Genomic DNA, 19,305 nt, shown 5'->3' with positions numbered 1-19,305 from the left:
CTGACCTTACCTATTTACGATGCCTGTTTTTCGTTTATATTATCTTCAATTACGATAGCATATTTTTTGTTTATCATACCATGCTGATCGAAAAATACTTTTAACGGATTTAACAACTTACTAAAGTTCTTAGCATCATGGTAATCAATCGCATCTTTGATTTCCTGTTTACTCACTTCACTCTTACCAGCTTCTTTGCACTGCAAAAGATATTCCTTAATCTTGTTTCTTCGTATATTCATTTCGGTTTGCTTATTTTCTTTTTTGATTTCAATATCTGTTTCGTCAGCTATTTCAATTTCTTTACGTTCTACCTGGATATTAGGAAACTCATGGATAAGCTGGTCTACAACGAGATCATTTGACGTGAAAACTATATACTCAGCTGGTCTACTATTATCCCGATTGATCCGTTTTAACGCCTGATAGATTTCACCCAATATATTGGTAGTTCGGATTCTCTCTACACCTTCATGTTTAAAAATCTCAATATCTTCCTGTTTTTCCTCACTACCTTTAAAGTAATCATATTGAAGAACATAGCTTAGATAGTCATAATTTGGAGTTTTCAGCGTAACCACTTTGCTAAAATCACGATAGTTGTTTTCGCCAATTAAGTTGCCAAAGTAATCTATTTCTATCATTTCGTTCATTATAGTCTCAATCTCATCTTCACTTTTTTGAAGACACTTTAGAAAATTGTGGAGTTCATTTTTTAATTTGTCTACACTCTCTTTATCCACCACATACAGCGTTTTGTCTTTAAAATCAAGTGGGAGCACTTTTAAAGCTAATTCAAAAAGGTTGCTATTTTTTGAAAGTGCTAACTTGCTCGTATTCACTTTGTAATGAGTAAAAATAGAATTTTCGTAAGAGAAGAATTTATCTTGTGGGCGTACATGGAAGAACTTGGAGAGTTGGTAGCGGTAATCAAAGCCTGCATTTGCATCAAGAACGATATTATTATTCAGTAGTTTAAATTTCAAATGGTTATCAAATGTGTGAAAAGCTTTGTTGTAATAGCGACAACCGTTTTCAAGTATTTTAAGAATTTTTTCTGCAAACACTATTTCTTCTTTAGCTTTTGTATCTTTTAAAATAAGGAATTCTTGAAGAATTTCTTTATATGAGTCGTACTTATCTTTTGGGAAATCAATAAAGGGGATTTTTTTATTGTTACGGGGATTTTCTATGTGAAGTTCTAACAAGTCTCGTAATTCTTTAGCAAGAGTTTCAATCAACGCTTGATTCGTAAAACGACCTGCTTCATACCACAATTCTTTTATATCTTGTTCTGTAACTGTTACTCGTTCGACAGGATCAAAAAATTCATCAATAACCAAGATTTCACGACCTTCTATAATATCGCTGTACTCTCCTTTACAGATTTTCGAATACATCTTATGAGTAATTACTAATACTTTTGCCTTTAGCTTCTTTTCTCTCTTGCTCTTTTTCCTTTTGTTTCTTGTAACTTTGTTAATGTCACCATCAATGAAATCAGCTACTTTTTCACCTGCATGTTTATTGATTTCGTTAACAGTCTGAACCAGAGCTTCATTCCTTTTAAATCTCTGAACGTAAAGTATTTTATGCTCCGTATTTACAGCAATATCTGCAAAAGTGTCGAAGGAAAAATGACTTTTGCCCGATCCCGCTTCATTATTAAAAGCAGATATTATACTTCCATCCCATTGACTTACATCTTTTAATTGCTGTTCTAAATCATTGAAGTAGTGACGGTCAACAAATTTATCATTTGAAGAACAATTTTGCTCTGACGGTTCACCTTCTTCAACTACACCTTCTACTCCTTCATTACCTTGCCTCTTATCCCTGAATTCCTTAACAATACTCTCAATTTCAGCAGTACAATCACTTACTACGTCAAAATCCTCTATTGTTTCATCGGTTACAGCAAAGAAGTAAGATTTTGAGTGGATTTCAAGATCAGAAAGCGTAATTAAGGATGTTTCCAGGTCTTGTCCCACTTTGCACAAGAATTGCAACTGATTTAATTGCTGTAGATAAACCGCAAAAGCCTTTCCTCTCAACTTGTCCATCGTGAAAGTAGCTGTTTTGCTCCACTCTTTAGTATCATTTTTGCAATTGTTGACGACTAAGGATACATAATCATCTTCTTCTGATAGGATGAAACCTACTCCATCCAACTTCTGATCACTTAGCTTGGCAGTAGCCTCCTCATAGCTAAGCCAATTGTTTTTATTAACAATGTTTAGTCCCAATCCATGCCTTCTATCATATGGCTGGACTTTTACTTCTTGACTACCTTCCATATAGCGAAAGCAGTTCCATTGTTTTTGCTCTACTAAGATAGTAGGGATGTTTAGATTGAGTTGAGTTGTTATCATAAAAATCAGCTCCTTTTTTAAAGTTACAAATTTTTATAACAACATCTTAAAAGGTGCATTGCTTATTGTCAATACATATATGCAATAATTTTATTTTTATTTACTAAAAGAAACGAAGTGAGTTTACAAACTAACTCTATTAAAGTTCATCCTGTTATAACGAAACGGGATCAACATAGTTCGATATAAAAGTAATTTCGCAATCTACCTTTTTAGCTAACCAAACCTCTTCCTTAATTTGTAAAACGATAAGTTCATCACGAACATCAAGTAGTTTACTTCCCTTGTATTCCATTTGCTCTTTAAGTGCTTCTATCACTTCTTCTCTACTAAGATCACTTTGTTCTAATATAGCTGTTATATTAAAAATGAAAGTTTTTGATTGAAAGGCTACTTCAACAGTATCCACGTAACGCTTTTGGATATCGTGAAGCTGTTGAATTTCATGTAAAAGTGGGGACAAATCTTCAAGACGGACATCGCTTTTAGCAATACGAAATGCCGTTTGAATTATGTTAATGATCATTTCCTGCTCTTCTTTGCTTAATATCTCATTCTCCATAGGTACTTTTACTTTGTGTAGTCGTATCAATTCCTCAATTGAAAATTCCGCTTCTTTATTATAGTTAGTAATTAAGCTTTCATAGTTAAACGCTCGAAATACTTCACGCATATCTATATTGAGAGCTGAACATAGCATACACACAACAGTAAATCCTGGATTCTGCTGATCACCTGTTTCTAATCGGTTGATATAGGAAGCGTTAATTGCATTGTTGATTTTAGAAGACAATTTCACAAGTGATAGACCTTGTTTATTTCGTTCTCGCTTCAGGATTTGACCAAATGTGTTTTCCACTTTACTTACCTCCCCATTTCATTGCTTGTATGCAACATTTCCTTTATTATAGCAAACATATTTCCTAACATATAACAACCTAATAAAAATATAAGAAAAATGGTATACTATTTACAAATAATTCAAATAGGAGTGATCACATGGGCTTATTTCAATCCCTAAAGAAAATGCTCACCCAAGACACACCCAAGCAACAAACACCACCGTCTACTCCCCCATCTAAGACCACACCAACGAAACCCGTAATGACCATAGAAGAAGGAATGACACGCTTAGAAGATGCCGAATGCCCCTATTGTCATGCCAATTTCGATAAGCCCCTTACACGAAAAAAAGCTTGTCCTGAATGTAAGCGAGACGTATATGTACGCACTCTGCCTTATACCGATGAAAAAGATAGTGTTCGTGTAGCTGTAACTGAAGAACAAGTGGAGAAAATTGAGATCGCCTGGGCAAAACTTAATGGCACATATGAGGAATATGTAAAAAGTAAGCAACGCTATGAGAACATGAAAGAAAAATTACATAAACAATGGGGCAAAGAACCAAGTGAAAGTGATATTGAGTGGCACTTACTGATGGAAGAACGAATCGAGTTAGCAAACGAACGCAAATGGGGTTTATACCGCAACGCTACGTTAAAAATGGCGGAGAACTTATATAAAATACCGAAATATGACCTATCCCTTCGTCATTACTTAGGGGTATTGTATATAGACTTGAATGGGCCTAACAATGTGATGACAATTGACGGCAAACCATATGAAGATGGAGTAGATTTTGATCCAACAGAACCGAATGCTTTCATTGCTCCTGGAATTATTAAACGAATTGTTCTGCTCAAAGATAAGCGGGTTCCTATGAGTCATGAAGAAGTAAGAGAGTTATTTTTAGATGAAGCTGGACAGATTCATACATCTATTCGTACCCCACTCTCCCCCGAAGAGGCATGGGAACGATTGAAAGAGAAAGAAGAATATTGGGGCGATTAAATTACAGAGCAAACTCTCCTTTTTACTATGGAGAGTTTTTTGTTGTTATGACAAAATCATACCCTCAAACCCTCATTCGACAATTCTTCTACTAAATTCAGTTATAAATAGGACTTTGTCGCATATAAGAAAGAAAAAAATAATAAGGAGTGATGATTCAATGTATAACGACTTTCTTATTGCTGTTGACTCTGGCAAAAGCTACACAAAATATGCCTTTAGAAACGAGGTGAATGTAATTGAAAAAGGAAGATTTCGAACCAAAGTGGCGGAAATAGATGGTTCCATTGCTGATTTAACGGCAAAGACTGATATTGTAGTTTATAATCAAAAAAAGTTCGCTGTTGGAGACCTATTATCCGAAGAAAACACGAACTATGATTTGACTAAACAAACCGAGGAGCATCGACTTTCTATTTACCTTGCAATTACTAAAGTTCTTCAAAAAGTAAAAAGTCCAACTGCTTTAGCAAATATCCATTTAGCAATAAATACACCGCTATCCCTTTTTAAAAATGAAAAGTTAAAGCAAGAATACAGTCAATTTATTCAACAAAAAGGAAATGTAATAGGAATTGAAGTTAATAATCGACCTTATTCTTTTCGAATCGCTTCAATTTATGTGCTTCCAGAGGCAATCGGGCCCACTTATTCAAATCCAAAAGACTTTAAAGGCAGACGAATCCTCGTTTGTGATTTCGGTTCACTAAATGTCAGTTTCCTCGAAATTAACAACCTTATCCCTGTCTATGACAACCTGACCACAAGCACATTGGGTATAAATATCCTCCGTTCAAAAATATCCGAATCCCTTACTACTAATTACGGTATTGCCTTTAATGACGATGATATTGAGCAAATATTGAAGGACAAATATGTAGTGATTGACGGTAAAAAGCAGGAAGGTAGCAATGCTTTAATTGAGCAGTTAATCGAAGAACACATTAAGAAAATAATCAATTACGCTAAAAGCCGTAAGATCTCGTTTTCTAATAAGGAAATTATCTTGGTAGGTGGCGGTAGCATTCTCTTAAAAAAATATCTGATATCTCATTTTCCTAATGCCATAATTCTAAACGATTCACAATTCGCAAACGTATTGTCATTCCTGAGCATCCTGGAGGCGAAACAACATGAAAGAAGAACGAAAGCTTAGAATTTCAATTTCATTTCGAACTGAGTATCGTCACCTTTACGACCACGTAATTAAACAAGCAAATTCGAGTGATTATATCTGTCGTGTTCTGCAAAAAGATTACGAGAGAAAACAAAGTGAAAAATCATTAGAAGAAAAAATTGAGGAATTGCTGGCTTTTCTTTCTAAAGGGGAGAAGCTGATTATAAATAATGATACCACTAAGTTGATGAGTGACCGTTTAGATGAAGAAGAGATTGAGCTTATAAATGAGTTATTTTAATAGAGTTTAGAAGCTAACAAGACAGGATACAAGAATAATCTGATCCTGTCTTGTTATTATTATTTTATAAGGTTATGAAGATAACGGGAATAAACCCATCCTTCTATAATTTCACCTTCAGAATTTACATAACTAACCTTTGTCCATTTTCTCTTTCTTTCAACCACTTGCACAACCTGTCCGAAATACAGTTGCCCAACTGCGTTTGAGTTTGTTTTATTGGTTATGCGTACTGTTAATCTTTCAGAGGAAACAATCTTATAATTATTTAAAGCAACGTTTGTTTCAATTACGCTATGAACTTTGGCTTTGATTTCCTTTATGACAGCTTTCCCATTTTGATGAACAAAAGAAGAATATTCCTCTTTTATAGGTTGCAAAAAGGGACCGATAAGGAACATGAACAAAGAGAAAATAATATTTGCTATAATAGATAATTTAATTGCATCTTTAGTCGTAAGTGACTTTTTTAAACTATTTATTTCATTTGTAAGTTGCTCTATTTTTTCTTCGAGACCTTTATTTGGATTCACAAGGTCATACTCTTCTAAAACCTCTGTTACAGTGGCTTGTATTTCTTCATGGTCTTCTTGTCTCACATCTACTAAATCCCGATAAGGAATCTGGCTCAATATTGAAGACCAATCAATATGATGGAACTCATCGGCAATGTTAGCAATACCTATATTCATAGTTTTAGCCATATTTGCGAATTCATTACCTACTTGTGCTAAACTTGAAAATTGTGTATACAGATTTGAATAGTGGCTAAAATCAATAATAGGTCTTGGTAAATCCATTTGAATTTTGCTTATCATATCTACATATTGATTTTGAATTTCAAACAAAGGTAAATTAAATTTCGGTATTGAAATATCACTAATACTGTTTATGCTACCAAGAATGCCTTGAATACCACTGTTTGCAACTCTTGAAATCATCTCTTGATGTTCTATGATGGGCTTTAGCATTTTATTATACTGCTGACTTATATTTTGTATTGAATTATTTAATCTGGTAATACCTTCTATATCAACATTCACTATCATCACCTGCCTTTACAACTCTCTCACAATCTCCTCATCCAATATTGCTTTCCGTTTCTCCCAATCTGGCATTAGCGAGTACAGCATTTTATAAAAGCTATCGCTATGGTCGTTATATTTAAAGTGAATAAGTTCGTGAAGTACGACATAATCAATGCAATGCTTTGGTGCTTTAATTAGTTCTGTATTAAGAAGAATGGTATTTGTATCAACTAAGGCTGATCCCCAGCGTGCTTTCATCGTTCGTAATTCTACACCAGGTTTTGCTACCCCGTATTTCTCTACAAGTGGATACACTTTTAATAACGACTTTTCAAAGGTATTTTTGGCTTTTGTTCGATACCATTCTTCCATCAATTTTGCTTTGCGACTATAATTATCTTGGTCTTTCACATATAAATAAAGAAATCCTCGAAAGTATTTTACCTCTTCCTTCTGCTCTACGGTTCTCACTCGAAGACGATATTGTTTTCCAAGATATTTATACGACTCCCCACTTACATATTCTCGTTCACTTTGCTTATAAGGCTGAACATTTTCAAAACTTTTGACTTGCTTCGTAATCCAGGATCCCTTTCCCTTAACAAAGCTGTATATAAAGTCGAGCGGTACTTTTTCACTTGCTGATACGGTTATAGTCCTATCTGGTTTGATATTTAAATTCACATTTTTTACATTTTTTCTTTCTAACTCAAATGAAATTAGCTTATCTCCGTATTTGATTTGATGTTTTTCCATGGTGTTCACAACCTAACTCTAATAACGTCTTAATGCTACCGTTTTAATTTGCTCAATGATTTTATCTGCTTGATCCAAGTTTAAATCAATCTGATTGTCTTTTGAGAAATCGTATAGAAGATCATCTAATTCTTGTGCTATTTTATTGTGAACTTGGATGTTATCATGCCAATCCACTTTTGTATATTCTCTAATAATTTCATCCATTTTCAACGCTAAGCTTCCTAACGTTTCATAAGGTACAGCGTTCTCTTTTACTTCATTCATAATCTCTTTTGTAACGCCATAAAACGCTTGGGCCGCTCGATTCTCTTTAATAACAGATGGAAAATCATCCACAGGCTCACCTTTTCTATATTCGTTCATGATATCTTTCATTGTATTTAGATATTCAGCCTCAGAAATTCGCTTCTCTTTATACGCTTCAATCGCTTCACGAATGCGTTCAGAGAATTTTTTGTAGTAAGCAGGGTTTTCATCCCACTTCGTATTTACACTTTTTGTTAAACGAGTGCGAATTGCATCGGCTTTAGCTCTTTTGGATTCCAACCGTTCCAGCTCTTCCTCAAATGCTTTTTCATTTAAAATATCAACGGGATTCGTAATACGAATTATGTCTTCTGCTGAAATATAGTTGTCCATCAACTTTTGCATTTTTGCTTCATACTCTTTGTGATCAATAGTATCGGAGTAACGCAACTTTACACTTTTACGTAGTTCTTGGAAGAACTTGAAATCTTTTTTATACGTTTGTAATTCCTCATGGGGCAATGCATTGTAAACCTTTTCCGATTCTAAGGCAATACCAAGATTACGCCCAAACTTACTCAACACACCATAAAACTCTTCCCTTAACTCCTCGTCTTCTAACAACACTTCATACTCTTCATTGTCTTGCTTGTTTTTAATCGGCTTAAAGATTTGAAGTAAATCAGAATGATATTGTCGCAAGGAGCCAATAATGCTAATAACATCGTATAATGAACCTTGTAAGTCAGTAGGATCAAAATTTTCTAATCCTGCTCCAGAGTACATTTCCAATGCTTGATCCAGCTTATCTAACAATCCTCTATAATCGATAATGTACCCAAAGTCTTTTCCTTCGTACAAACGATTAACCCTGGCTATAGCTTGTAGCAAAGTATGCTCTTTCATCGGTTTATCAATATATAAAACGGTTGCTCTCGGTGCATCAAATCCTGTCAAAAGCTTATCGACAACAACAAGTAAATCAATTTCATCACCATGAATGAACTCTTCTTTAATCGCATCTTCATATGCTTCTTCATTACCATAACGGTTCATCATCTTTTTCCAGAAGTTTAATACTTTATCCCTTGATTCCTCATCAACCGCTTCATGCCCTTCTCTTTGGTCAGGAGGTGAAATAACAACCGCACAATTTAAGTCGCCCAATTCCTCAAATGCCTCAAAATAACGAATCGCTTCAATCTTACTATTCGTTGCCAGCATCGCTTTAAACTGTGAACCCTGCGTTTTATAGTTATCAAAAAAATGTTGGTTAATATCAAAAGCAATCATACTAATACGTTGATTAGAAGAAGCAATTCGTTCAAACTTACTCCATTTTTTCATAACTTCATCTTTTTGCTTATCATTCAAGTTGCGAGTGATCATTTCTAATCGGTTATCAATCGCTTTTTGGTTTACAGTTTGGTCAACCATTTTACCTTCATAAAGTAGAGGCAAAATTGCTTTATCTTTAACACCATCAGCAATTGTGTACGTGTGAATGAGCTTACCGAACTTAATCATCGTACTCTTTTCTTTTTTCATTAGTGGCGTTCCCGTAAAACCTAAATAACAAGCATTTGGAAATACCTTTTTCATTTTAATATGGAGTTCACCATATTGCGTTCTGTGACTCTCATCAACAAGTACAAAGATATCCTTTGACTGTATTGGCTCTTGCTTAGTAGAAGCTGTATCAAATTTATGGACTAACGTTGTAACTACATCCGCATTATTATCGTTAATTAGTTCAATCAAATGTGCTCCTGTCGTTGCTCTGCTTGCCTTTAATCTTGTATGGTTAAAAGTCTTATGAATTTGCTTATCTAACTCCACTCGGTCAGTAACGACAACAACCTTTGGATCATGTTTCATGAGTTCTGCTAAAATAAACTTTGCAAGCATTACCATTGTAAGTGATTTCCCAGAACCCTGGGTGTGCCAGATCACGCCCGACTGACGATTTCCAAACTCATCACTTTCTTCAATTGTTTTAATTATTTCTTTAATCGCAAAATATTGTTGATATCGAGTTATTTTCTTAATATCTTTATCAAATAAAGTGAAAAAATGAGTTAATTCAAGGAGACGCTCTGGATGAAATAAAGAAATGATGTTTTTATCTTGAGTGGTGGGCAGTCGGTTAACTACTGTTTTATTTAACTGCTCTTGCAACCATTCTTCCTTCTCTTCTTTCCAAATCGACCAGAATTTCTTAGGAGTATTACACGTAGCATATTGAGTTTCATTTTTGTTAGTTGCCATGACAATTTGAACATACTTGAAAATCTGAGGAATATAATCTTTTCCTTGGTTACGAATCATTTGTTCAATGCCTTGCCCAACGTTAATGGATGATCTTTTACATTCAATAACAGCAAAAGGAATACCATTCACAAAGAGGACAATGTCAGGGCGAGCGTTCCCACGACCATCTTCACGTTCAACGGAAAACTCCTCGACAACATGGAAAACATTATTCTCTATGTTCTCCCAATCTATAAATTGAATGGTAAATGATTTCTTTGAGCCATCTGGTAAAAACTCAGTATAACTTCGACCCAGCATCAATGTTTCATAGATTTTCTCGTTTGTTTTTACGAGTCCATCAGTCAAAGGTTCATCTAAATCCCGAATCGCTTGATTGATATTATTATCGCTAAAAGAGTAAGCGACTCCTTGATACTCAAAAGAGTTTAACTCTTTCAATTTCTTTTCCAATACAGTTTTCAAGAGAACATTATAGAGATTACCACGCATTTGCTCTGCTTGTTCTGCCGTTATGTAGTTATAGCCTAAACCTGTTAGAACTTCAATGGCAGGCTGTTGACTTATCGTTTGTTCATCATAACTTTGCCTGTTTGACACGATTACACCCCCATAGTAGAGAATAAGGGAAAAGGAGTAAAGGGAGTTAAACCTTTACTCGAATTCTTCCTGTTAGAAGTTGTTGCATGAGACCTTTTTTTTGTTGTTTTATAGAATTCAATTGTTTTTGCAAAACACCAATTTCTCTATCAATACATTTCAAAACATTTGCTATTGCTACTTGCTCACTTATATCCATCGGTAAGACTATTTTAATTACTTTTAGGTTCTCATATTTCAAATTTAATGTATCATTTACTAATCCTTGAGAATGCCTTTTAAACTGATTCACTACACTTGGCAACTTAAATAAATACCCCATATAATCCGAATTAACCTTTTCAGTTGGTTTTAAAATAGTATAGGCTGGACTAACAATCCCTTCATATTTTGATACACCAGAAACACCTTGCCACATCCTCATAGTGTTATATCCAATGTCATTTGGAAGAATCCTTTTATACTTACTTTTATCTTCACTTGAATTATCTTTAATATCAACTTCTGTTCTTCGAACAACACCATTTTTGGATGTTATAGCTAAAAGCTCCAAATCCGCAAAACCTATTTCCTTGCGTTCCTTTAGTACCTCTCCTAACCTAACCTTTTTCCATTCTCGATTAAACCCTGGCAATCTTACTTCACCTGTCAACAATTTCTGCATTAAACCTTTTTTCTTCTCTTTTTTCTGTTCAATGAGATTTTCTTTTAGATCAATAGCCTTATCCCAAGTAGAGAGTATAGTAGCTATTACTTTTTGTTCAGCTTTCGGAGGTAAAATTAAATCAAATCCACCTAAATCCTCTCTATTTACTTTCGGGAGACCTGTCCTCATAGAAGAAGATACAGAGTATTGATAAAACCTCATATCTAAAAGTACATATTTAAGGAACATTGAATCAACAAACTCAGTTTCTTTTAGTGGATATATATCTGCACTACATATACCATCAATTTCTGTATAGCAAACCTTTGCTAATTCAGGCCTTATTTTCCCAAACAAAACATCGCCTTTCTGAAAAAGATACTTTCCACTCGAAACTTTTTCTTCTTTAGCTTTCTTAACATTAAGTAACCTACCTGTATATTTTTCAATATTTACAAGCCCAACATGATACATTTCGGAATAAGGTTGTTTTGTAGGATTAACCTGTCCTGTTTTAATTACAACAGCATCTTTAAACTTTTTTACTATCCAATCATTTGGAATTAACATACCTTTATATTTCATCAAATTATTATTTTTTTCCTCACTAACCATATCATCACCTACCATTAACTCTATGTTATATTTTTTCGTTACAATAATATTTTCACTATACATCTACGTCACCATTTCCCAACCTCTTCTTTTCTTCCATCTTCTCAATTTGTTTAATACTTTTCTCAGGTGTTGACAAATCTTCTGGCATCGTTCTCCCAAGTTCTTCAACCGTTTGTCGTACCTTTTTACCGACTTCATAATGAGTACGGTTAGCATTGTATTTTCCTTGTATGAGTTTCAAATTGCTCTTGCAATTCTTGTTTACGAGTTTGGACAATAAAATAGCATGCATAACGTAAAAGTTCCCACTCTTCTATTTCTCTTGTTGCACCTGATCCGAGTTGAACCATTTTTCCCATGTAGGAAAAATGGTCTTCTGGATTATATCCACTATTTACACAAACCGTTTGTAATATTTGAGCTAAATCCCTCGCATACCAGAAATCCTCTCCATATTCATTTACTTGCTTGTGTTCTTCAAATGTTCGGTCACTGTACTTTTCAATATCGGACATTTGATTTCCCTCTCATAATTTCTATAGCCCAAGTTCTTTCAAATACTTCTCCATCTCTGCCTCAACCTCTTTAAGTTCCAGCTTAATATTCGCAATATTCTCTTTAACTTGTTCCATATCAACAGGCTCTTCCTCTTCAAATGTATCTACATAGCGTGGAATGTTTAAGTTGTAGTCATTCTCTTTAATCTCATCTAATGTTGCTACATAGGAGTATTTATCAATCGTTTCCCATGTGTCATACGTCTCTACAATTTTTGCAATGTCTTGTTCTCTTAGCCTGTTTTGGTTCTTTCCTTTTTCGTAGTTCCCTTCTCCAGAAGCATCAATGAATAGTACATCTTTTCGTTTACGATCTTTCTTAAATACCATAATACAAGCTGGAATTCCTGTTCCATAAAATAAGCCTTCTGGTAATCCAATCACTGCTTCTAACAGGTTTATATCAATGATTTGCTTACGAATCTTCCCTTCACTTGCTCCTCTGAACAAAACTCCATGGGGAAGGATTGTTGCCATTCTACCGTTCTCGGCTAACGAATAAAGCATATGCTGAACAAATGCATAATCTCCCTTAGATGATGGTGCTACTCCCCACTCGAATCGTCTATGTGGATCAAGGCTTGCTTCCATTTTAAACTTCTTATCATTTGTCCCTTCTCCCGCAAATCCCATCGCCCATTTATCCAATGAGAATGGGGGGTTAGCTACAATTGCCTGGAATTTCATAAGCTTTCCATCTTCTAAATGAAGTGGATTAGCTAATGTATCTCCCCACTCCAATTTTGCATCGTCAATACCATGCAAGTACATATTCATTAGTGCTAATGAGTGTGTTGCCCCATTACGTTCTTGTCCATAAACCGCTACTTTTTTATTCGGTACTTGATTGGCTACTTTAATCAATAGAGAGCCAGAGCCACAAGTGGGATCGTATATTCTATCATTCTCCTGTGGTTTTACAAGACGAGCCAACAATTCAGAAGCCATTGTCGGAGTATAGAACTCCCCACCCTTCTTGCCTGCGTCTCCAGCAAAACGTTCAATCATAAACTGATACGCATCGCCAATGACATCCTCATTTCCGACCACAGAAGGCTTTAGGGTTAACTTATTGAAGTCCTCTAACAATGAACGTAAAATCGCATTTCGTTCTTTCGCCTTTCCTAATGTTGCCTCTGAGTTAAAATCTATATTGCGGAATACCCCACGTAACTTACCTGTATTTTCGTTCTCTAAACGTTCCAATGCTTTGTTGATAATTTCACCGATTTCAGGATCATTTCGCTTGCTATAAAGGTATTCAAATGTGGATTGTTCATCTAATACAAAACGTTCCCTTGATATTGCACGTTGTATTCGTTGCTCATCACCGTCATATCGTTTCGTATACTCTTCTACGCTTTCTTTGTAAGCGTCACTAAGGTACTTCACGAACAGCATCGTTAGGATATAATCCTTATATGTACTTGAATCTATTTTTCCTCTAAATGTGTCGGCCGCCTGCCATAGTATTGAGTTAATTTGTTCTTGCGTTACTTTTTCACTCATTTTATTTCCTCCTTGATTTCTCCTTGAATGATTTTATCTGTAATTGATTTAAACCACTTATCCTTTTCTTCTATTAACTTTTGATAAAGTTGCTTTTCTTTCTGATGCAACAATAGTAATTGAATTAGTGCCTCTTGTCTCTGAGTTGGAATGTCATGAATTGTTATTGCCTTTAGCGTATTTTTGTTTGTTGTCGGTATTCGTGAACCCGCTTGTGAACGCTCCAATTCTTTCTTTACAGCTTCTGTATTTAAGTACCAAGCTAAATATGCTGGCAAACATCTTATTTTGTCTACTTTTATAATAGCAAAGTATGATGGTACTAACAGTCCTGAATGTGATTTATCAATATAAATAGCTGTATTGGGATGACTTAATCGGATAATGACATCGCCTTCTTCTGTAAAATAATGAGGACTTAAAATATCGTTGCTTTCAAACAATTCAAACTCCTCATTATTAAGCGTACCGTCATCATTGATATTTTTTAACGTAAGCAAACGATACTTTGCTTTAACGTTCATATCAACATCAGCCTTTTTCCTCGTTAAAACTATACCTGTTTTGATTTCTGCAATCTGCTCAAGTTGCACCCTAACTCACCTCCATTTTGTCAAATACTTAATTTGACTTGATGTTAAATGCAGTATATAACGATTTGGGTAATATAATCAATCTTTTTTAGAAAAAAAGAAAACAGATTAGTAGACCTACTAACCTGCATATATAGAAGTGGTTGTATTCACTTGTACAAAAAATAATCTGCCTCATTTTCTACCGCTATACGAATACTATCTTCTGTTTCAATATGATTTTCCATAGTATTCAGCATTATGCGACATCCATAACCTCTATCACCATCGGTAAATGACTTTCTCACATCTATTCCTTCATCCTTAATTTCTTTAACACTAAAAATGTACGGACTAAAAAAGAGTAAAAATCGTTCAAACAGTTTAGCGATAATTGCAAATGTTTCTTCATATGTGTCAGAAGGTTCAAAATAAACTCCAATTTTACGATCAATAATTTTTATGTCTCGGCTAATCCTTTCTGTCATTTGATTTTTTAGAGATTTGAACTTTTCATACATATCAATTTTCGAAATATCAAAATAGAGTTCAACAAAAGATAAGCCGTTTTTATCCCTTGTGCCACACTTAAAGGAAAGACCGTAAAGACCTGCTCCTACACTTAGAGCTGGATTACTATTAGATGCCTTCTTGTTGTAATATAAGTTTAAAAGATATGGCATCCTTTCTCGTAATTCTTGTAATAACGCCCTTTTCACATCTTCTATTTTCGTAAAGTCAAACCCTACCTTAGCAAAAGAAGCTTGTCCTATGAAATTTGCAGGGATTTGCTTTTTTATATAACGAACGTTGATTACATTCCCCATTTCTCTTATCCTGTATAATTCATCATAGATTTCTAACTTGTACAACTCATTCAATTCTTGTAAAATCGGTAACACATTCGGATCAATTTCTATCGCATAAAAGTCAACATTTCTGGCATTTTCATTTATGTAATCTTCCATTTCTCGAATATGACTCTCGTCAAACTCGCTGGCAATCCACACAAGTACGGAATCTGGATTTAACGCTATCATTTCTTTCATACGCTTTACATAAGTAGAATGTGCTTTCGTTAATTGAACTTCGACTAAAACATTGAGATTACGATTCTTGTCCATGGCATAAATATCAATGTCTTTTCCATTTACCTTTTTCTCTAATTCTATTTTTGCTAATGGCAAATGTAATGCCCTTTTTAATATGTTTGGATACTTTAGCAAAGCCCAACAGAAAACAGCCTCTTTGTTTGAACCGTTAATACTCATCCTCACGCTTCCTCCTTATCAATATTTTGTAAATTATTTTTGACAAAAAAATAGAAGCATTATATAACCGTTAGGCTACACAATGCTCCTTTTAACTTTGCTCTTCTATTTTCCCTTGAATCTTTTTTATAGTCCGTAAAACCATACTCCTTGCCTCCTTATCTATCATTTACGTCATTATAAGAATATACGTTCTTAATGTCAATAGATTTATACCTTCCCCTTTTCCCTTAACTCTACTCTATGTATGACGAGAACAGAACTAATCTGTTCCCTTTTCAGCAATTAAAACACTTCTTTAAATTTACTAATGGCTGTACTAATTTTGTTAATATCATCAATCATTGATGAGTGACTCCACTTTGCCTTGATAATTTCGTCAATTACATTTAATAAAGCCTCTTTTGCATCAGCGTGAAGGGTAACACCATCTGCTGTAACAGATGAATGACAGTATAATAATTCAGCTAATGTCTTGATTTTATGATCCTGTGCTGTGTTAGATATCTGCAACAAATCAAACACATCCACATCTAATGCTTCTGCAATTTCCTCAATAATGACGAAGCTCGGTCGCTTCTTTTCGCCCGTTTCGATCCTATGAACATAACTTGCACTTACATCTACTTTTTTAGATAGTTGCTCTAAGCTATAGCCCTTTTCTTCTCTTAACCTACGAATCAGTTTACCGAATTCCTGTGGCATTTGTTTTCTACCTTTACTCATTTCAATCACTCCTGTTCTACTTTTTCCATTATGGAAATCCTTTTTGATTAAAAATCTTTATATTATAGATTAGTAGAGTGATTTTATAACTTAAAAACAGAAAATTTGATAGTAACGGCTTCTCAAATTCGGCATTACAGTTATGTGGATGTGTAATTTTATGAACAAGTTACATAAGTTATATGCATATTTTTCATATACGTTATGTGCATTTTCTGTAAAACATATGAACGATATTCATATAAAAAGCTTGGTTGGTAGGAAGTTAGGATACAGCTTCCATAGTTTATATGAAAGTCTTGCATATTAGTTTCATTTAACATACTTAAAAGAGTATATAACCGTCCTTAAAGATATTACGAATAAGTAGATTTTTATTGAATTATCATAGCTGAAAAGGTGGATTTTTTAGGATGACGAATTATAAATATAAGAAGCGGAGGGAAAGTAAATGAAAACAAGAATAAAATTATCTGAAATACCAAAATACAAAGATTCTATAATTGCTTTTTTTAAATTCACCCCTTTTATTGCGGACTTAATGCGTGGCAATTTGTACATGAACAACTTTAGATATTATATTGACAGAGAAATTGAAACGGGAGATAGAGGGGTAGGAGATAAATTAGAAGCTTCGCAAGTAATGGCTAATATAAAATTTCGGATGTATGATAATGAAACAGGTAATCTTGCATTAGAGGGAACAGGAGCAAGGAGCAACCTTAGAGTAAAAGAAAATGAAAAAAGACCTGTTTTCTGCCTTTTTGCACTTATTAGTGACAATTTAGTTGTAGTTGGCGAAAATAAAGAATTCTATATTGCTGAATTTGATTATTCGGAAGAAGCTCAAGAAAAAATGATCAGTGAGTTTGGAAATTAGTTGTTAATTATTGATCCTAACAGCTTTATTGAAAGGGTTGAAAGAGCATTCTCAAAAAATGGTTATGGTTTTGTTTCAGCTAAAGTAAATTATGATGACTACAGAACGAATAATTCTAAGAGGATAGAATCTTATTTAAAAAATAATAATGAAATTTTCTTCTGGAAAGATAAATATTTCGACAATCAAAGTGAATATAGAATAGTCATTACTAACACAGAAATCAACAATCCAATAATTGTTAATATTGGAGATATTTCAACCCAATACAGTGCACAAAAATTATTTGGTGGCAATATTCAGTTTCACCTAAAAAAATAAAAGATGAAAATAATCTATCTAATAATACAAACTTTCCTATTTTACCATACTTAATATTCTATAAATCCTTGCCTTTTTTTCTAACTCGAATAAAATAAGAATATACGTTCTTAAAGGAGCCGTTACATGACTACAGTACCGAAAGACTTAAGAGATCATGCTTTTCAAATTGCCACTGAAGTTGCACGTTTGAGCGGAAAAGAACCTATGGCAATTTGGAACTCAGAGAATTTTCAAAAAGGCTTACAAGAAATTGCTGAAAAAGAGCTGGAACGATTAAAACAGGAGCAAAAATAAGAAAAAGGAGAGATGCTGACTACATTTCTCCTTTCTCTAAATCTATCTTGTTAACTCGTTTAAGCCTTCTGCTTATATATTGCATTCCAAATTTCAGCTAACATTTCGTCTACTTCTTCTCCCTTTTCAAATAAAGCCTTTAATTCAGTTAGATACCCTATTGCCTCGTTTATATTACTGTCATTTGTTACGTTATATTGCTTTATTTCAGTAATAGCCTTATCTATCTTCTTCGCCATTACTACATTTGTATATTTATTTTTATTCCTTCTTTTAATCTCATCTATTAAACCATTTGCCAGAGATCTTGCTTTTTCATAATTTGTTCTATAATTCGGTCTGATTTGTCTAAGTTTACTTCGATTACTTCTAACCTCATGTGACTACATTCTAAATAATCTACTTTTTCAGTAAGTCTCTTACGGATGTTTTCTTTAAGTTCTGTTAACTGTGGAAATTCCCCTACTAATCTATTGAGAGCTGAATCGACCATAGCCTCACTATCATTTGTTATATATTCAAGCAGTGCTTCGAATTCTTCTTTATACCATTCATATCTTTCTTTAAAGCTTTCAAGCGTTTCATTTGTCATAAAGAATACATGTTCATCGAAGCGAATGTCTTTATCTTTGTAACTAACGAAATCACTATCAAAATCATCTTCTGCTCCATAAATTTCTATTTGTAAATGATCAGCCCATGTTTTTGATACCGCAGTATCATTGATATCATCGTATACCTTCTTTTTAAACTCACGTAATGGATCAGCCTTGAATTCAGGAAGAAAATCAAATTGAATAAAAGGTACAGAAAAATGATAGCTTTTTATATCAAAGTGCTCAGGATTTATTTCTATTGCAAGGTCTTGTACAGCAATAATTGGTTTAACTATATTCAATTGCAATTTTGACATTTAATATACCTCCTGAATGCTTTCTACGTAGCCAATTTTTAGAAAATACAAGTCAAAACTATAAGCAAATTCTTCTTTTGATGGAATACTTCTTAATATATTCTTATAAAACCATGGATGATTTGAATAATTATTTTTTATGAACGATAAAATTTTTTCTTTGAAGCTGTCATATTCACTTACAAGTTGATCACGAATCGAATAGTATTCTTCTCTCAACTTACCAAATTCCTGTTCCATTTCTTCATACTGTCGTTCAGTCAAACTACCGTTCACCGAAACCTTTATTTCTGGATTTTCATCATCTATTGAGCATTCATTGTCGCCCATTATGTTGGTAGCTATTTGTACAAACAACTCTTTAACTTTGTTGTCAAAAGCCCTTAATTCTTCACGCTTTGTTTCGGGAAGTAAATAAATTTTAGGCTCTGTATATTTTGATAAACAATC

General features: G+C 33.9%; 21 protein-coding genes. 6 read left to right on the top strand and 15 right to left on the bottom strand.

Features of this window, described 5'->3' with window-relative positions; genetic code table 11:
- Nucleotides 1-14 precede the first annotated feature (14 nt).
- Complete coding sequence (locus T323_RS0114830; RefSeq protein WP_026673979.1) at nt 15-2,372, bottom strand: hypothetical protein; 2,358 nt, start codon at nt 2,370-2,372, stop codon at nt 15-17.
- A 154-nt stretch (nt 2,373-2,526) separates the two neighbouring features.
- Nucleotides 2,527-3,231 (bottom strand): helix-turn-helix domain-containing protein, encoded by a 705-nt coding sequence (locus T323_RS0114825; RefSeq protein ID WP_026673978.1) that lies wholly within the window; start codon nt 3,229-3,231, stop codon nt 2,527-2,529.
- Between the two features lie 140 nt (nt 3,232-3,371).
- Between T323_RS0114825 and T323_RS0114820 the strand changes: the two genes are divergently transcribed.
- The 3 genes from T323_RS0114820 (at nt 3,372) to T323_RS0114810 (ending at nt 5,641) form a co-directional block, all read left to right on the top strand.
- Nucleotides 3,372-4,223: a hypothetical protein gene (locus T323_RS0114820; RefSeq protein ID WP_026673977.1), complete on the top strand. Its 852-nt coding sequence runs from the start codon at nt 3,372-3,374 to the stop codon at nt 4,221-4,223.
- A gap of 160 nt (nt 4,224-4,383) precedes the next feature.
- Nucleotides 4,384-5,379 (top strand): ParM/StbA family protein, encoded by a 996-nt coding sequence (locus T323_RS0114815; RefSeq protein WP_026673976.1) that lies wholly within the window; start codon nt 4,384-4,386, stop codon nt 5,377-5,379.
- Complete coding sequence (locus T323_RS0114810) at nt 5,357-5,641, top strand: hypothetical protein (RefSeq protein ID WP_026673975.1); 285 nt, start codon at nt 5,357-5,359, stop codon at nt 5,639-5,641. Before T323_RS0114815 ends, T323_RS0114810 begins: the two co-directional genes overlap by 23 nt.
- 59 nt (nt 5,642-5,700) lie before the next feature.
- On the opposite strand, the gene T323_RS0114805 is transcribed toward T323_RS0114810, so the two are convergent.
- The 10 genes from T323_RS0114805 to T323_RS28065 form a co-directional block, all read right to left on the bottom strand.
- Nucleotides 5,701-6,684 carry an SH3 domain-containing protein gene (locus T323_RS0114805; protein ID WP_026673974.1) on the bottom strand — a complete coding sequence of 328 codons (984 nt, stop codon included), beginning with the start codon at nt 6,682-6,684 and terminating at the stop codon, nt 5,701-5,703.
- A gap of 15 nt (nt 6,685-6,699) precedes the next feature.
- Nucleotides 6,700-7,425: a M48 family metallopeptidase gene (locus T323_RS0114800; RefSeq protein WP_026673973.1), complete on the bottom strand. Its 726-nt coding sequence runs from the start codon at nt 7,423-7,425 to the stop codon at nt 6,700-6,702.
- 18 nt (nt 7,426-7,443) lie between these two features.
- Nucleotides 7,444-10,545 (bottom strand): type I restriction endonuclease subunit R, encoded by a 3,102-nt coding sequence (locus T323_RS0114795; protein WP_026673972.1) that lies wholly within the window; start codon nt 10,543-10,545, stop codon nt 7,444-7,446.
- A 46-nt stretch (nt 10,546-10,591) separates the two neighbouring features.
- Complete coding sequence (locus T323_RS0114790) at nt 10,592-11,869, bottom strand: restriction endonuclease subunit S (protein WP_156942460.1); 1,278 nt, start codon at nt 11,867-11,869, stop codon at nt 10,592-10,594.
- Nucleotides 11,862-12,050 (bottom strand): hypothetical protein, encoded by a 189-nt coding sequence (locus T323_RS29320; RefSeq protein ID WP_026673970.1) that lies wholly within the window; start codon nt 12,048-12,050, stop codon nt 11,862-11,864. Before T323_RS29320 ends, T323_RS0114790 begins: the two co-directional genes overlap by 8 nt.
- Nucleotides 12,019-12,324, bottom strand: a complete 306-nt coding sequence (locus T323_RS0114780) for a hypothetical protein (protein WP_026673969.1) — start codon at nt 12,322-12,324, stop codon at nt 12,019-12,021. Before T323_RS0114780 ends, T323_RS29320 begins: the two co-directional genes overlap by 32 nt.
- 21 nt (nt 12,325-12,345) lie before the next feature.
- Nucleotides 12,346-13,875: a type I restriction-modification system subunit M gene (locus T323_RS0114775; protein WP_026673968.1), complete on the bottom strand. Its 1,530-nt coding sequence runs from the start codon at nt 13,873-13,875 to the stop codon at nt 12,346-12,348.
- Nucleotides 13,872-14,468 carry a restriction endonuclease subunit S domain-containing protein gene (locus T323_RS0114770; protein ID WP_026673967.1) on the bottom strand — a complete coding sequence of 199 codons (597 nt, stop codon included), beginning with the start codon at nt 14,466-14,468 and terminating at the stop codon, nt 13,872-13,874. Before T323_RS0114770 ends, T323_RS0114775 begins: the two co-directional genes overlap by 4 nt.
- 149 nt (nt 14,469-14,617) lie before the next feature.
- A complete protein-coding gene (locus T323_RS28070) occupies nt 14,618-15,718 on the bottom strand; it encodes a hypothetical protein (protein WP_051556552.1) in 1,101 nt (366 codons plus the stop codon).
- A 285-nt stretch (nt 15,719-16,003) separates the two neighbouring features.
- Nucleotides 16,004-16,444: a helix-turn-helix domain-containing protein gene (locus tag T323_RS28065; RefSeq protein ID WP_051556551.1), complete on the bottom strand. Its 441-nt coding sequence runs from the start codon at nt 16,442-16,444 to the stop codon at nt 16,004-16,006.
- 451 nt (nt 16,445-16,895) lie between these two features.
- Here T323_RS28065 and T323_RS26830 point away from each other — a divergent pair, with 451 nt between their 5' ends.
- The 3 genes from T323_RS26830 to T323_RS28890 all read left to right on the top strand — a co-directional run bounded on the left by T323_RS26830 (nt 16,896) and on the right by T323_RS28890 (nt 17,942).
- Nucleotides 16,896-17,324, top strand: coding sequence for a hypothetical protein (locus T323_RS26830; RefSeq protein ID WP_035178859.1), 429 nt, complete (start codon nt 16,896-16,898; stop codon nt 17,322-17,324).
- Nucleotides 17,325-17,645 carry a hypothetical protein gene (locus T323_RS0114750; RefSeq protein ID WP_026673966.1) on the top strand — a complete coding sequence of 107 codons (321 nt, stop codon included), beginning with the start codon at nt 17,325-17,327 and terminating at the stop codon, nt 17,643-17,645.
- A gap of 126 nt (nt 17,646-17,771) precedes the next feature.
- Nucleotides 17,772-17,942: a hypothetical protein gene (locus T323_RS28890; protein ID WP_156942459.1), complete on the top strand. Its 171-nt coding sequence runs from the start codon at nt 17,772-17,774 to the stop codon at nt 17,940-17,942.
- Nucleotides 17,943-18,001: 59 nt separating this feature from the next.
- Here the strand turns inward: T323_RS28890 and T323_RS0114740 are convergent, their stop codons facing one another.
- The 3 genes from T323_RS0114740 to T323_RS29205 all read right to left on the bottom strand — a co-directional run.
- Complete coding sequence (locus tag T323_RS0114740; protein WP_026673965.1) at nt 18,002-18,181, bottom strand: hypothetical protein; 180 nt, start codon at nt 18,179-18,181, stop codon at nt 18,002-18,004.
- 47 nt (nt 18,182-18,228) lie between these two features.
- The gene (locus T323_RS0114735; protein ID WP_026673964.1) at nt 18,229-18,855 is read right to left on the bottom strand and encodes a hypothetical protein; all 627 of its coding nucleotides are present in this window, start codon (nt 18,853-18,855) and stop codon (nt 18,229-18,231) included.
- Nucleotides 18,856-19,305: hypothetical protein (locus T323_RS29205; protein WP_035178855.1), on the bottom strand; the 450-nt coding region annotated here is incomplete at its 5' end. It lies immediately after the preceding gene.

It is taken from the genome of Alkalihalobacillus bogoriensis ATCC BAA-922 (assembly GCF_000621445.1).
Classification (GTDB): domain Bacteria; phylum Bacillota; class Bacilli; order Bacillales; family Bacillaceae_F; genus Bacillus_AO; species Bacillus_AO bogoriense.
The sequence above is the reverse complement of the archived record's forward strand: the minus strand, read 5'-3'. Positions and strand labels throughout refer to the sequence as shown.

Coding starts and splice junctions, on each gene's coding strand:
- T323_RS0114775 (WP_026673968.1), bottom strand. CDS start 13,875: ATGAGTGAAAAAGTAACGCAAGAACAAATTAACTCAATACTATGGCAG.
- T323_RS28070 (WP_051556552.1), bottom strand. CDS start 15,718: ATGAGTATTAACGGTTCAAACAAAGAGGCTGTTTTCTGTTGGGCTTTG.
- T323_RS0114800 (WP_026673973.1), bottom strand. CDS start 7,425: ATGGAAAAACATCAAATCAAATACGGAGATAAGCTAATTTCATTTGAG.
- T323_RS0114740 (WP_026673965.1), bottom strand. CDS start 18,181: ATGGCGAAGAAGATAGATAAGGCTATTACTGAAATAAAGCAATATAAC.
- T323_RS0114790 (WP_156942460.1), bottom strand. CDS start 11,869: ATGTATAGTGAAAATATTATTGTAACGAAAAAATATAACATAGAGTTA.
- T323_RS0114810 (WP_026673975.1), top strand. CDS start 5,357: ATGAAAGAAGAACGAAAGCTTAGAATTTCAATTTCATTTCGAACTGAG.
- T323_RS28065 (WP_051556551.1), bottom strand. CDS start 16,444: ATGAGTAAAGGTAGAAAACAAATGCCACAGGAATTCGGTAAACTGATT.
- T323_RS28890 (WP_156942459.1), top strand. CDS start 17,772: ATGACTACAGTACCGAAAGACTTAAGAGATCATGCTTTTCAAATTGCC.
- T323_RS0114780 (WP_026673969.1), bottom strand. CDS start 12,324: ATGTCCGATATTGAAAAGTACAGTGACCGAACATTTGAAGAACACAAG.
- T323_RS0114830 (WP_026673979.1), bottom strand. CDS start 2,372: ATGATAACAACTCAACTCAATCTAAACATCCCTACTATCTTAGTAGAG.
- T323_RS0114820 (WP_026673977.1), top strand. CDS start 3,372: ATGGGCTTATTTCAATCCCTAAAGAAAATGCTCACCCAAGACACACCC.
- T323_RS0114735 (WP_026673964.1), bottom strand. CDS start 18,855: ATGTCAAAATTGCAATTGAATATAGTTAAACCAATTATTGCTGTACAA.
- T323_RS0114815 (WP_026673976.1), top strand. CDS start 4,384: ATGTATAACGACTTTCTTATTGCTGTTGACTCTGGCAAAAGCTACACA.
- T323_RS26830 (WP_035178859.1), top strand. CDS start 16,896: ATGAAAACAAGAATAAAATTATCTGAAATACCAAAATACAAAGATTCT.